Annotated in this window: 14 protein-coding genes; 9 read left to right on the top strand and 5 right to left on the bottom strand. The window is 64.6% G+C overall.

Going from position 1 to position 12,444, the window contains the following annotated elements; translation table 11 throughout:
* Positions 1–187 precede the first annotated feature (187 nt).
* The gene (locus LMTR21_RS35940) at positions 188–2,521 is read left to right on the top strand and encodes a mechanosensitive ion channel domain-containing protein (protein ID WP_065752189.1); all 2,334 of its coding nucleotides are present in this window, start codon (positions 188–190) and stop codon (positions 2,519–2,521) included.
* Positions 2,522–2,888: 367 nt separating this feature from the next.
* On the opposite strand, the gene pdxR is transcribed toward LMTR21_RS35940, so the two are convergent.
* On the bottom strand, positions 2,889–4,343 hold the full coding sequence (gene pdxR, locus LMTR21_RS35935) for a MocR-like pyridoxine biosynthesis transcription factor PdxR (protein WP_065752188.1): 1,455 nt from the start codon (positions 4,341–4,343) through the stop codon (positions 2,889–2,891).
* Between the two features lie 87 nt (positions 4,344–4,430).
* On the opposite strand from pdxR, the gene LMTR21_RS35930 reads away from it, so the two are divergent.
* From LMTR21_RS35930 to LMTR21_RS35920, 4 genes are all read left to right on the top strand, one after another.
* Positions 4,431–5,363, top strand: a complete 933-nt coding sequence (locus tag LMTR21_RS35930) for a DMT family transporter (RefSeq protein ID WP_141688233.1) — start codon at positions 4,431–4,433, stop codon at positions 5,361–5,363.
* A gap of 86 nt (positions 5,364–5,449) precedes the next feature.
* Entirely contained in the window at positions 5,450–5,587 is a 138-nt protein-coding gene (locus tag LMTR21_RS41665) for a hypothetical protein (RefSeq protein ID WP_347339188.1), read from the top strand.
* Positions 5,532–5,693: a type II toxin-antitoxin system RelE/ParE family toxin gene (locus tag LMTR21_RS35925; protein ID WP_347339147.1), complete on the top strand. Its 162-nt coding sequence runs from the start codon at positions 5,532–5,534 to the stop codon at positions 5,691–5,693. Before LMTR21_RS41665 ends, LMTR21_RS35925 begins: the two co-directional genes overlap by 56 nt.
* Complete coding sequence (locus tag LMTR21_RS35920) at positions 5,690–5,986, top strand: helix-turn-helix domain-containing protein (protein ID WP_065752187.1); 297 nt, start codon at positions 5,690–5,692, stop codon at positions 5,984–5,986. The genes LMTR21_RS35925 and LMTR21_RS35920 overlap by 4 nt, the downstream gene beginning before the upstream one ends.
* Before the next feature lie 7 nt (positions 5,987–5,993).
* Here LMTR21_RS35920 and LMTR21_RS35915 read toward each other — a convergent pair whose 3' ends face one another.
* Entirely contained in the window at positions 5,994–6,644 is a 651-nt protein-coding gene (locus LMTR21_RS35915) for a hypothetical protein (protein ID WP_065752186.1), read from the bottom strand.
* 152 nt (positions 6,645–6,796) lie between these two features.
* Here LMTR21_RS35915 and LMTR21_RS35910 point away from each other — a divergent pair, with 152 nt between their 5' ends.
* From LMTR21_RS35910 to LMTR21_RS35900, 3 genes are all read left to right on the top strand, one after another.
* Entirely contained in the window at positions 6,797–7,045 is a 249-nt protein-coding gene (locus tag LMTR21_RS35910; protein WP_065752185.1) for a hypothetical protein, read from the top strand.
* A 129-nt stretch (positions 7,046–7,174) separates the two neighbouring features.
* Positions 7,175–7,888 (top strand): hypothetical protein, encoded by a 714-nt coding sequence (locus LMTR21_RS35905; RefSeq protein ID WP_065752314.1) that lies wholly within the window; start codon positions 7,175–7,177, stop codon positions 7,886–7,888.
* A gap of 122 nt (positions 7,889–8,010) precedes the next feature.
* On the top strand, positions 8,011–8,787 hold the full coding sequence (locus LMTR21_RS35900; RefSeq protein ID WP_065752184.1) for a hypothetical protein: 777 nt from the start codon (positions 8,011–8,013) through the stop codon (positions 8,785–8,787).
* Positions 8,788–8,930: 143 nt separating this feature from the next.
* Here the strand turns inward: LMTR21_RS35900 and LMTR21_RS35895 are convergent, their stop codons facing one another.
* On the bottom strand, positions 8,931–9,167 hold the full coding sequence (locus tag LMTR21_RS35895; protein ID WP_246174931.1) for a cysteine rich repeat-containing protein: 237 nt from the start codon (positions 9,165–9,167) through the stop codon (positions 8,931–8,933).
* Positions 9,168–9,411: 244 nt separating this feature from the next.
* On the opposite strand from LMTR21_RS35895, the gene LMTR21_RS35890 reads away from it, so the two are divergent.
* Positions 9,412–9,702, top strand: coding sequence for a hypothetical protein (locus LMTR21_RS35890; RefSeq protein WP_065752183.1), 291 nt, complete (start codon positions 9,412–9,414; stop codon positions 9,700–9,702).
* A gap of 15 nt (positions 9,703–9,717) precedes the next feature.
* Here LMTR21_RS35890 and LMTR21_RS35885 read toward each other — a convergent pair whose 3' ends face one another.
* Together LMTR21_RS35885 and LMTR21_RS35880 are read right to left on the bottom strand one after the other, a co-directional pair.
* Positions 9,718–11,676, bottom strand: a complete 1,959-nt coding sequence (locus LMTR21_RS35885; RefSeq protein ID WP_246174929.1) for a sensor histidine kinase — start codon at positions 11,674–11,676, stop codon at positions 9,718–9,720.
* Complete coding sequence (locus LMTR21_RS35880) at positions 11,673–12,350, bottom strand: response regulator (RefSeq protein WP_065752182.1); 678 nt, start codon at positions 12,348–12,350, stop codon at positions 11,673–11,675. The genes LMTR21_RS35885 and LMTR21_RS35880 overlap by 4 nt, the downstream gene beginning before the upstream one ends.
* Positions 12,351–12,444 lie beyond the last annotated feature (94 nt).

Genomic DNA, 12,444 nt, shown 5'->3' with positions numbered 1-12,444 from the left:
CAATTCGCAGCAGTTGCGGAACTCTGGCAAGTGCGCCGCCAGGGCGAAATGCCAAGAGAAAACCGCCGCAGTGGCAAACTTCCGACACAAGGTCGCGGCGAAAACGAGCGATCCGACATGACGCGCGCGCGAAGGCGAGGCCGGTTCCGGTTTCGCCGCCGGGCGCATTTTTTCCAAAGAGGTCTTCGTGTCGCACAAGCTCCTGCCGTCGATCCTCCTCGCCTGCGCGCTGTTTTCTCTCCCGGCCTTCGCCCAGACCGCCGCTCCGCCGGCTTCCGCCGCCGCCGACAAAGCCGGCGCCCTGACGCCCGATCAGGCGAAGCGCGCGCTCGAAACGCTTTCCGACGACAAGAAGCGCGCCGAGATGATCGAGACACTGCGTGCCGTCGCCAATGCTCCGCAGCAACCGCAAGGCGCGCCCGAAAACAAATCCGCCGTTCCGCTGGAAGCGGACAGTCTGGGCGCGCAGCTCCTGCTGATGGTGTCCGAACAGGTTCGCGCGATCTCGCGCGAGGTCGTCGACATCGCGCACATGCTGACGCACTATCGGGCTTTCTACTGGTGGTTCCTTCGCACCGCACAGGATCCGTCAGCCTATCATCAGTTGTTCGATATCGCGTGGAAGCTGGCGCTGGTGTTCCTCTGCGCTTTTGCCGCCGAATGGCTGGCTTTCCGCCTGATTAAGCGGCCGGTGGCGCTTCTGGAAGCGCGGCTGCCGCAAGCGGCGCGCGCGCCGGCGCAGACGCTGGCGATCGCTGATCCGCCTTCGTCGGTGGCCGATGTCACGCCTGCGCCCGAGTTGCAGCGGCGGCGCCTCGGCCTGGCGCGCGCCTGGCAGTCCGTGGTCAGGCTACCCTTCGTGCTGGGGCGTCTCATGCTCGAACTGCTGCCGGTGCTCGTCTTTCTCGGCATCGCCACGATGCTCCTGGGCACGGAGATCGGCGATCTCCCGACCCCTCGCCTGGTGATCCTTGCGGTGGTTAATGCCTATGCGCTGTCGCGTGTGCTGATTTGTGTGGTGCGGGCGTTGGCCGGACCGTTCGCCCTGTTTCGCGTTCGCGCCGAGACCGCCGCTTATGTCGAGATCTGGGCACGGCGCATCGTCGCCATCGGCGTCTCCGGCATTGCGTTCGCCAATGTAGCGCTGCTGCTGGGCCTGCACCGCGCCGGCTACGCCGCCCTGCTGCGCCTGGTGATGCTGGTGGTGCACCTCTTTATCGTCGTCATCATCCTGCAATGCCGGAAGCCGGTCGCCGACGCCATTCGCGCGCCGGCCGGTCGCGAGGGCGTTGCGGCGAGGGCGCGCAACCGCGTCGCCGGCCTGTGGCACTATCTTGCGATCGCCCTCGACCTCGCGCTGTGGGCGGTGTGGGCGCTTAACATCCGCAACGGCTATGCGCTGTTGTTGCAGTATTTCGTCGGTACCGTCGCGGTTGCGTTGATCGTGCGTCTCGCCACCATGCTGGTGCTGAGTCTGATCGATCGCGGCTTCCGCATCAGCCCGGATCTGTTGCAGCGCTTCCCGGGCCTGGAGGCCCGCGCCAACCGCTATCTGCCGCTGTTGCGTAACATCATCTCGGCGGCGATCGCCTTCATTGGCCTTGTCGCGCTGCTGGAAGTCTGGGGCGTCGACGCCATCGTCTGGTTCTACGGCGGGCAGATCGGCAGCCGGCTGTTGTCGGCGGTGGTGACGATCGGCATCGCCGCACTGGCTGCAGCCGCGATCTGGGAGATCAGCAACGCGCTGATGGATCACCAGATCAGTGCGCTCTCGCGCGACGGCCATTACGTGCGCGCTGCACGCTTACGCACCTTCCAGCCGATGCTGCGAACGGCGCTGCTCGGCCTGATCGTCACCGTCGTAGGCCTGACCGCGCTCAGCGAAATCGGCGTCAATGTCGCGCCGCTGCTTGCCGGCGCCGGCATCGTCGGTATCGCCATCGGCTTCGGCTCGCAGAAACTGGTGCAGGACCTCATCACCGGGCTGTTCCTGCTGCTCGAGAACACCGTGCAGGTCGGCGATAACGTCACGCTCTCGGGCCTGTCGGGCGTGGTGGAGAACGTATCGATCCGCACCTTGCGCCTGCGCGCCGGCGACGGCTCGGTGCATATCGTGCCGTTCAGTGCGGTGACGACGATCACCAATTCAAGCCGCGGCGCCGGCAATGCGGCCGTCAGCGTCAACGTTTCCTACAAGGAGGACACCGACCGCGCCGGCGAGATTCTCAAGGAAATCGTCGCCGAGATGCGCAGCGAGCCCGAATACCGGCATTTGATCCGCGGCGATCTCGAATTGTGGGGCGTCGACAAGGTCGACGGTTCGATGGCGTCGATCGTCGGCCAGATTCGCTGCACCGACGCCGGCCGCTGGCCGGTGCAGCGCGAATTCAACCGCCGCATGAAGCGACGCTTCCAGGAACGCGGCATTGAAATCGCGCCAGGCGGCCAGACGATTCTGATGCAGGTGCCTGCGCCGGCCGAAATCGCCTCGGATGCGATGCCCCGGCGGGCGGCGGGCTAGAGCGTGCGCGACTAGAGCGATCACCATATCCAGCGGGTAGATAACAGGAGAAATAGTGCCCGGTTACCCCTGTAGTTGGCCGCAGGTCGCGTGGTTTCAACCCCGCGCATAATCGTCGCCCCGTCGCGGTCACAAACCCGCCATTCCCACCTTGTCAGACTTCGTTTGGTAATCAACACTTCAAACACGGTTCTGCATCCCCAGTTGCGTACCATCAAGATAGCTATGGGCCTTAAGGTGTCGGTTCGCTTTTAGACTCTCAGACATCTTTGGATGACAGTGGCTGTGTTTGAAACTGTGTTTTAAACACAGCGTTCAGTAAGGCCTCGGTGGGAGGTTGTCAGCCATTACCGGTTGACCACAAATCTCAGCGCACGATCCGTCCCAGGATACGAGCGGCCTGATCGATCTCTTTCTCGTTCCAGGCCGCGAAGCCGAGAAACAGGCCCTGCTCGCCGGTCCGATGATACAGCATGCTCGACAGCGGCCGACTGACAACGCCTGCTTCGAGCAGCCGTCCCGATAATTGCCGGTCGCTGGTTTGCGGACGGCATCGTGCCAGCAATTGCATGCCGCCCGCCGGGGCCTCAACGGCGAGACGGTCGCCGGCTTCGGCGGCAAGCGCCTGCAGGATGCGGTCGCGGCGGCCCCTGTAGAGGCGCGTCATCCTTCTGATGTGGCCGAGATAGGCGCCCGCTGCGATGAATTCGGCCAGCGCATCCTGCATCGTGATCGATGTCAGCATGCCCATGTGGCGCTGCGCGCGCTCGAACGTTTCGATGTGCGTCTCGGTCACGATGACATAGCCAAAGCGGATGTCCGCATAGGTCGCTTTCGAGAAGGTGCCGAGATAGAACACGCGCGGCGATGGCGCGAGCCCCTGCAGCGCAGCCACCGGGCGCGCCTCGTAGTGAAACTCGCCGTCATAGTCGTCCTCGATGATGCAGGCGTCGGCAGTGTCGGCGTAGCGAAGCAGTTCGAGGCGGCGGCCGATCGGCATCAGCCGTCCGGTCGGGTACTGGTGCGACGGCGTGACGAAAATCAGCCGCGGCGCATCCTTGAGCGCTTCCTTGGGCGCGGCGATGGCCATGCCCTGCGCGTCGAGCGGTATCGCCGAGACGGTGGCGCCGGCTGCGGATAATGCGACGTGTGCGCCGCCATAGCCGGGGCTTTCGATCCAGGCATGATCGCCCGGTTCGAGCAGCGCGTTGGCCACCAGCGTCAGGCCGGCCTGCGCCGTCGGCACGATCAGGATCTGCGCGGGCTTTGCCTTGATCCCGCGATGAACCACGAGGTGCCCGAGCAGCGCCTCCTGCAGCGGCGGATGATTAATCGGGCGGTCGCGGCGCAACGGCGCATTTCGTGCCGCGCGCCGCAGGCAGCGGCTCCACTCATCGTGTGGAAACTCGCGCTCGTCAGCCAGTCCCGGCTGAAACGGCCGCGGCCGTCCGTCATGGACAGGCGGCCAGTTCGCCCTTTGCAGGCTGCGCGCCCAGGACGACAGCGCGATCCGCACGCCGCGCGCGCGATTGCTCCGCGGCAAAGCCTTGCGGCGATCGAGCGACAGGCCTTCGGCGACGATCGGACGGCGTCCGGCGGAGAGCGAGAGATAGCCTTCCGCGGCCAATTGCTCGATCGCGAACGAGACGGTGTTGCGCGAAAGCGCGAGCGATTGCGCCAGCTGCCGGCTCGACGGCAGGCGCTGGCCGGGCGCCAGCCGCCCGTCAGCGATGAGGCGTCGCAACTGGTCGGTGAGCTGGCGTGTCAGCGTCTCGCCGCCGTCGCGCGCCAGATGCAGCATTCCAGGCAGCAGGTCATCCATGACTGGATCTAGTAAATTGCCAAGACTGGCTCTTTTATTAGAGCCAGTTGAAAGGCTAAGCAAATGGAGATCGGCTGATGACGGGGCATGTGCGAGATGGCCAGTGGACTTTCAACCCGCAATGCGGCGGTGCTGCTCGGTGGCGTCGTGCTGGCGTGGGGGACCAACTGGCCGGTGACGAAGCTGATCGTGCACGACGTACCGCCGCTATGGGCGACGGCGGTCCGCTGCCTGATTGCGGCGGCCACGCTGGCGCCGATGTTGTGGGCGCAAGGGATGTTCATCGTGCCGAAGCGCGGCGACCTGCCGGTGGTGTTCTGCACCTCGATCCTGCATCTGGTGGCGTTTTCGGCGCTGGTCGCGGCCGGGCTGCAATTCGTGCCGGCGGGCAGGGCGATCGTGCTCGGCTATACGACGCCGATCTGGGTCGCGATCGGCGCTGCCATGCTTCTGTCCGAACCTATCACGCGTCAGCGCGCGCTCGGGATCGTCTTCGGCCTAGCGGGGCTTGCCGTCATCTTCAATCCGCAGACGCTGAACTGGAGCGACCGTCAGGCGCTGTTCGGCAGCGGTCTCATTCTGCTCGCGGCGTTCTGCTGGGCCGGTAACATCGTTTACGTCCGGGCGCACCAGTGGATCTCGACACCCTTTCAGCTCGTGTTCTGGCAGGTGCTGGTGGCAGCGGTGCTGCTCTCGCTCATCGCCTGGTTCGCGGAAGGACCGCCGCGTATCGCATGGACGGGGCGGCTTGCGGCGCTGATGCTTTATAGCGGAATCGTCTGCACGGCATTCGCCAACTGGGCGATGACCATGGTGAACCGCAGCCTGCCGGCCGTCACCACCTCGCTGTGCCTGTTGGCGACGCCGTTGCTCGGCATCGTCAGCACTGTCGCGATCCTGAACGAGCCGCTGGAGCCTTCGCTGTTTCTGGCGATGGCGCTGATCATCGGCGGCATCGCGCTCGGCACCGGCACCGTCGCCGGCGCAAGGCCGCAACTAGCAGCGCAAACGAATCAATAGTTCAGGCCGTGCCTTTCCGGACTGGAAGGTGCGAGTTGGAATTGCCTTGCTTTGACGTACCATAAATGGTACGTGGAATTTGGCCAATGAAGCGATTGCCTGCCTTTTTCTACGCCGCGCCTTCCGGCCGTGAGCCGGTTCGCGAATGGCTCAGGAGCTTGTCCGCCGATGATCGCAAGATTGTCGGCGAGGACATCAAGGATGTCGAGTTCGCATGGCTGTGAACATGAAGGCAGAATGATATTGCTGCATGCCTTCATCAAGAAAACACAGAAGACGCCTGCCGGTGATCTCGAATTGGCGGTCAAACGAAAGAAGGAGATCGCATGAAGAAAGCGCATCGTAAGAAGGGCAAGATTGGATCGTCTTTCGATGATTTCCTGAAGCAAGATGGAATTTACGAAGGCGTTACCGCGCGGGCAATCAAGCGTGTGCTGGTGCGGCAACTTGACGAACTGATGCGGCGAGAGGAAATCACCAAGACCCAGCTTGCCAGTCGGATGAAGACAAGCCGTGCTCAACTCGATCGGTTGCTGGATCCCGAAAACGAGTCCGTGACCCTCGGTACCCTGGCGCGGGCGGCGCAGGCCGTTGGACGGCATCTGCACATGGAACTGGTTTGAGTGCCACCTAATTCGCCACGAAATACCAGCGCTCGCCGTAGCGGACGAGCTGGGTCGGCGGCTTGTGCTTGAACTCGAAGAAGTTCTTGGGATCGCCGCCCGGCCGCACATGCAAGAAGCCGGTGAAATAGTGCTTCAGGCCGCGCGAGGTCAGAAACAGCACATAGGTGCCCTGATCCGTCTCGTCGACGACGATGTCGTTGCCGACGGACACATTGGGTCCGCGGTCGCCAAGCGCGATCAGGCTCTTGTTGTAGGAGACGTTGGGCTTCAGCTCGCCGGCTTCGACCCGTGCCACGATCCGCTCGCGGTTTTCGCGGTGCCAGTAGAAGTTCTGTTGCAGCGCGATCTGGTGCAGCGGTGCGTAGGCGAGAATGGCGAGCGTCAGCGCGCAGATCAGGAAGGGGAGGGCGAACTTCGTGCCGCCAACTCGGATCTTCACGAGCAGCGTCGCCGACCACACGATGCAGCCGAAGAATAATAGCGCCACCAGCGGCACGACCACGAGCAGGACGAAGCCGGACGGCCAGTCCGCCATCGACAGTTCGAAGATCGCGACCGCCAGCGTGAAGGCCGAAATCGCGATCGCCGCCACCAGCGCGGCGCGAACCGACGGTCCGGTCGCGGCCGCCGTCGTCTGGGATATCGCTTCAGCCATGCCGGGCTGTTCCGCTCCGCCGTCTGCTCAAGGGGTTCAGTCCCGCGCCATTACGAGGCTTAACGCGCCGTTAACCATATCGGCCGCAACAATAGCCCCAGAGGACGGTCGGCCGCCATGGCCGGCCGGTCGGCAAATCGAAGGGGCACGGAATGGATTTCGATCGTTATCTGGCTGCCAAGACCTTGGCCACCCTCGATGAGCTTCGGCTGCGGGTCACCTTTGCGCTCGACCGCCATCCGCTGTGCCGCGGCATCGAATTCGACATCGTCCGCATGCCCCGCAACCGCAAGGGCAACTGGACCGTCACCCTGCAGACGATCGCTCCCGACGCCCTGTGGGAAGCGTCCGATATCGTTGCCGACATCCAGGAAGCCTACGAATTGGCCGCCGCGGCCTGATTCGGGGCCGTTTCGGGACGATCTCCCCAGCTTTTCGATCACTTCGGCGTGCCCGCTGGCATCGTAAAGCCTCATTTGTCATCCAGTTTTCGGCAAAAGGGCCAAACGTCGGCGGGAATGGAGACCTTTTTGACAAAAACCATGACGATCGTCGCGCTGCTCTGTTTTCTCGTGGTCGGCGCCGCCGTCACTGCCATCGTTGGCCGCGACAGCGTACCTGCCCCCCGGTTCGAACTGGCATCGGCTTCCACCGTCCAGGCGCCGGTCTCGAACAAGGAAAGCAAGAAGGATCGCCTCGCGGTCGTCAGCTACGCCACCGCTGCGCTTGAACCTCAGCCGATGGATGCCGCGCTGAACGAATCGCTGCGCCGGGCCTATGCCTCGACGTCGCCCGCCGATCTCGGCATGCCCAAGGAGATCGCGGCTCCCTCCGCTCCGTCCACGACACAGGCTATCGCGCCGATCACCGTGCCTGCGCCCGCCGCCAAGCCCAAGACTCCCGAGCCCAAGGCGGCGGCCAAGCCGCAGCCGCAGAAAAGCTACGCGCTCCTGAGCGACGTCCAGATCGCCGGCATCAAGGACCGCCTGAAACTATCAGCGTCGCAGGAGTCCTATTGGCCGCCAGTGGAGACCGCGCTGCGCGCCGTCGCCCGCAAGATTCATGCGGGCCGGCAGGCCAATCCGAACGCGACGGGCGTGCCGATCGATCCCGACTCCGCGGAAGTCCAGCAATTGAAATCGGCGGCGATGCCGTTGCTGTTCCAGTTGCGTGAAGATCAGAAGAGCGAAGTCCGCTCGCTCGCCCGCATCATCGGCCTGGATAAAGTCGCCGCGATGATCTGAGCGGCGAGCACAAGCCGCCGCTGGTTCCAGACGCCTTACACGCCCAGACACCTTACACACGACGTCGCACAGGAACATCGTCTCTTCCCACGCGTTGCCCGCGGGGACGAGGGAGACTGACGATGCGTACAGCAACCGCCTATTTTGCCGGGGTAGGAACCGTTGTCGTGGCGGTCGCCGCCGGCCTCGGCGGTGGGTATTTCGCCGCGAATGTCGTGAGCCCGCCGACGCAGACGGTTTCCAAGCTGGAACGCAGGATGTCGGCGGAGCCGATTTCTGTCGCCAGCGCGCCGGCGGAGCCGGTGCCGAATTCCGCGGCGACGACGGCCGCCGCGAGTCCGGCTCCTGCTCCTTCGCCAGTACAGGAGCAAGCGCGACCGCAGACGCAGCAACCACAGCCGCAAACCACCGCGGCAGCACCACCTGTCAACGCATCACCGCCTGTCAACAATGCTCCTGCGGAAGAGAAGCCGGCCAACAACAATGTAGACAATGTAGCAAGCAACAACGCCGCGCCGGTGCAGCCGGTAGAATCCGCGCCGCGAGCTTCGAAGCCTGCCGAGCAAACGAGCGAGAGAAACGCTGCGCCGCAGACGCAGGAAAGCTTTGCCAAGGCGCGTGACGCCGACGTCAAGCGCGCTGCCGCCGAACAGCGGCGCGCCGAGCGTCGCCAGCGCTGGGCCGAGAAGCGCCGGCTGCGCCAGCAGGAATTGGATATGGTTGAGGAAAGGGTTCGGGAAGAGACTGAGCCACGACGGACAGAAACCGAACCGCGACGGATCAGGATCCGCGAAGAAGGCGAGCCAAGGGGCTTCTTTGGCGAGCCTGGCAGAAGGGACATGTTCGCCGAGCCGGCGCGCATCGAAGGCCCCCGGATCAGGCTATTCGATCAGGATTGATCCAGCCAGAGCAATCGCAACGGCATAGCTTTCGGTGTCTCGGACGCGATGCAGCGTGAGACGCTGCATCGCAGAGCCGGGACCCAATCATCGCGCGATATAGACCCCGCATCAGCGCATCAAATCAAACCAATAGTTACGTCCTAACCGCCGCGCGATTCCACCACCTTGCGGCAGGCTTCGGAGAGATTCGCCTTGTTCGCCTTCAGGCAGGCGTTCATCTGCGGCGGCTTGCCGATATGCTCGGCGCAGAATTTTCCGGCATCCGAACGGCAGGCCATCTGCTCCTGCGCGGTGGGTCCGGATTGTGCCTGCGCCAGCGAGCCGGCGGTGAGCGACAGGACCAGCGCCGCGGCTGCGACATGGATTGATTTCATCATGGATCACCTTTTGACGAGAATGGAGGGATTGGAAAGCGTGCGAAAACTCGTCGAGGTCGCGCCGCCGGTCCATGCCATGTTCATGGGCGTCGAAAATCGCGTGCAAGCCGCCCGCTCTAGCCCCACACCCTTTTCATGGGATGTTGCCGCGCGCTGCGATGGACCATGTACATCCCGCGTCGGCTGCGGTGAGCGATCGGCACACCGCGAAAGAGCTGCACGCCCTATTCGGGAGAGATGACACATGGTGAAGAAGACAGGTTGGCTGAGCGCTGGTCTGACGCTTGCGGCGTTCTCGGCGGTCGCTTCGTTCGCGCTGGGCGGCGTAACTTCGGCCCAGGCCGCGGTGGTCTATTGCAAGACGGTCGGCGTGCCGAAGGGCTGCGTGGCGCGGCCGACCCCGGTCGCGAGAGCGGTGGTTGCGACACCGGTCGTCGGCGTCGGCGCTGTCGGCGTCGGTGCTCCCGGCGTCGGCGTCCGCCCCGGTACGCCGATGAACCGCGGCGGTCCGGTCAACCGGGTCGGCCGCCGCTGAGGCAAAACATTTGAGCTAACCGGCAGCGCCGTCGCTGTCGGGAAAGCGGTGGGGCAGTGTCAATCGCACGCGCGTACCTCGATCAGCCCCTTGATCAGTCCCTTGGGCGCAGGAGCTCAGTTCCAGCTCCGCGCCACAGCGCGCCGCGCGGCTTCGCATGTTGCGCAGGCCGCGCGCCGCCTTTATCGCGCCTGCCGCTGCGCCATCCGACGTGATCTCAAAACCCTTGCCGTCATCCTCGACGGTGATGCAGCCGCGCTCGAGGCCGTCAGCGCCTGCCAGCGTCTCGATCCTCACCGTGATACGCTTCGCATTGGCATGCTTCACCGCATTGGTCAGGGCCTCATCGAGCAGCCGCACGATCTGGATCACATGCCACGGCCGCAATTCGGGGTGAACCGGCAGGCCCTGCGGGGCGACTGCGCGCCAGTCGAGCGCGATGTCGTGCGGACGCAGTTGCGCCATGGCGCGCTCGCGCCACGAGCCCAGCGCCAGCATCAGATCGCCGCCGATGTCGTCCATGGAGTCGATGACGAGGCGGAGATCCTTCAGCGCCGCGCGCGCCGCATCGCCTATACCCGCGCTGCCGTTGCCGCGTTCGCTCAAGGCCACGATGCTGACGAGCTGGCCGCCGAGGCCGTCATGCAGGTCGCGCATCAGCCGCGTACGCTCGTGCGCCAGGGCTGCTGCGCGGGCGCGCTCCTCCTCGCGGGCGAAACTCACCTTCAGCTTCTCCTCCGCCTCACGCACCTGGGTGACGAGGCGGCCGGCAAAGCCGTCGACCTGGTTCAGTGCCCGAGCAAATCGCCAGGTCAGGCCGGCGCCGATCGCGACCAGCATCGCCGAATAGGACAGCCGCGCCGTGAAGATTCGGTTCGGCGTCATCTGGAACACCGAGAGCAGGTCTGCGATCCAGCAGGTCAGCATGATCGTGACTGCGCAGCCGAGCAGGAGGCCCGCAACGTTCTGCCGTTTCAGCGCCGAACGCGCGGTGACGACGGCCATGATGACCAGCGAGATGCCGACCATCGGCACCGCGAGAATCAGGAACAACGCGCGCACCATCGCCGGATTGCCGAACAGGCCGGCCAGCGCCAGCAGCACGCCGGGAATGAAAAGGATCCAGCCATAGCGTTGCCATTTCCAACCCGAGAACAACAACGCGAAGGTCAGCACCAGCGCGCTTTCGATCGGCGCGGACGAGATCAGGATCACGTTGAGCCTGGAGAACGGCGTCTCGCCCATCGGCGTTTGCAGGAAGGCCTGCCCGACACCGACCGCCATCGCCGCCGCCAGCACGCCATAGGCCGGCTCATGGCGCCGCATCACCCACATGATGCCGAGGATGACCGCGAGGATCGCCTGCCAGGATGAGAACACCACCGGCAGGGTGACGAAGACCAAAGTTCGGAGATCATAGCTCGGACGCAGCAACTGGTCCGGGCCGACCCAGATGCGATCGAGGAAGCCCGTGATCGGGCCCCAGATGAACAGCCGGATCGAGATGACATTCTCGCCGTCGCGCAATACCGATGCCGGGATCACCGCAATCGCCGGCGTGTTGCGGTCGGGCCGGTTGGCGGCAGGATCGCGCCGGCTATCGAGGATCACGACATCGTTGACGGTGACCTCGACGCCGTTGGTGAAGCGCGGCAGAAACACCGACCAGGGCTGCGCGGCCTCGCCGGCCGGGCGGACGAATTGCCCGCTGAAGCGGGGCGGGTCGTTCATCGCATCCCGGCGCGGCGAGAAATAGGGCAGCGTCACCGCCCGCTCGATGCCGGCGTCGGTGAGCTGAAACGCCGTCATCCGATACTGCACGGGAGGTCCCGGCAGCGACTGCAGCAGCGCCACGACGCAAGCGCTGGCGATCACCGCCTGCAGCAGCAGATACTGAATGAGACGGGATGCTTGCAACCGCCGGCGTTCGCGGCCGGGCAGGTCCGGTTGCGCGTCGTCGGTGTGATCGTTCACAGCTTGATCAAGCCCTGCTGGACCGCCTCGAATACCGCCTCGCCGCGGGTGTGGACTTCGAGCTTGCGATAGATGTTCTTGATATGCCCGGGCACGGTCTGGCGCGACAGGCCGAGATGACTGGCGATCTCGGCGTAGCTGAAGCCCTTGGCGATGCCCCAGAGAATATCGATCTCGCGCGGCGTCAGCTTGGTGGTGTTGAGGGCGGGGCCGGGCGGCGGCTCGGGCGTGCTCTGGGTTCGGCGCACGATGAAGCGTGCGATCGAGGCCGAGATCGGCGAATGCCCGGCAACGAGGTCACGCACGGTGGCGGCGATATCAGTCGGGAACGCGTCCTTGAGCAGATAGCCTGTGGCGCCGACGGTGATCGCCGAGATCACGCTTTCCTCGTCGCCGAGGATCGAGATCACCATGATCTCGGTATCGGGAAAGCGCCGCCGGGTTTCCCGGATCAGGTCGACGCCATGGCCGTCGGGTAGTTGAAGGTCGGTCAGCAGCACCTTTGGCGCGCCTTGCGCGAGACAGGCGCGGGCTTCCGCCAGCGTGCCCGCGGCCTTCACCTGGTATCCGGCCTTGGTCAGGGCGTCCTGCAGCCGCCAAAGCGTCGGTGCGTCGTCCTCGAGCAGCACGACCGTGATGGCCTCGGCTTTCGGCGCCTCGCTCAATGAATTCATCTGAAAACTCCGGCCGCTGTCCCTGCAGCCCGGCCAAGTGTAACGCCGCCGCCGTTTTTTGCGACACCCATGTTCATGGGGCGGGGTTTTTACG

It is taken from the genome of Bradyrhizobium paxllaeri (assembly GCF_001693515.2).
GTDB lineage: Bacteria > Pseudomonadota > Alphaproteobacteria > Rhizobiales > Xanthobacteraceae > Bradyrhizobium > Bradyrhizobium paxllaeri.
The sequence above is the reverse complement of the archived record's forward strand: the minus strand, read 5'-3'. Positions and strand labels throughout refer to the sequence as shown.

Excerpts from the sequence above, each read along its gene's own strand:
- pdxR (WP_065752188.1), bottom strand. The coding sequence starts at position 4,343 with ATGGATGACCTGCTGCCTGGAATGCTGCATCTGGCGCGCGACGGCGGC.
- LMTR21_RS35930 (WP_141688233.1), top strand. The coding sequence starts at position 4,431 with ATGTGCGAGATGGCCAGTGGACTTTCAACCCGCAATGCGGCGGTGCTG.
- LMTR21_RS41665 (WP_347339188.1), top strand. The coding sequence starts at position 5,450 with ATGAAGCGATTGCCTGCCTTTTTCTACGCCGCGCCTTCCGGCCGTGAG.
- LMTR21_RS35925 (WP_347339147.1), top strand. The coding sequence starts at position 5,532 with ATGATCGCAAGATTGTCGGCGAGGACATCAAGGATGTCGAGTTCGCAT.
- LMTR21_RS35920 (WP_065752187.1), top strand. The coding sequence starts at position 5,690 with ATGAAGAAAGCGCATCGTAAGAAGGGCAAGATTGGATCGTCTTTCGAT.
- LMTR21_RS35915 (WP_065752186.1), bottom strand. The coding sequence starts at position 6,644 with ATGGCTGAAGCGATATCCCAGACGACGGCGGCCGCGACCGGACCGTCG.
- LMTR21_RS35910 (WP_065752185.1), top strand. The coding sequence starts at position 6,797 with ATGGATTTCGATCGTTATCTGGCTGCCAAGACCTTGGCCACCCTCGAT.
- LMTR21_RS35900 (WP_065752184.1), top strand. The coding sequence starts at position 8,011 with ATGCGTACAGCAACCGCCTATTTTGCCGGGGTAGGAACCGTTGTCGTG.
- LMTR21_RS35895 (WP_246174931.1), bottom strand. The coding sequence starts at position 9,167 with ATGATGAAATCAATCCATGTCGCAGCCGCGGCGCTGGTCCTGTCGCTC.
- LMTR21_RS35890 (WP_065752183.1), top strand. The coding sequence starts at position 9,412 with ATGGTGAAGAAGACAGGTTGGCTGAGCGCTGGTCTGACGCTTGCGGCG.
- LMTR21_RS35880 (WP_065752182.1), bottom strand. The coding sequence starts at position 12,350 with ATGAATTCATTGAGCGAGGCGCCGAAAGCCGAGGCCATCACGGTCGTG.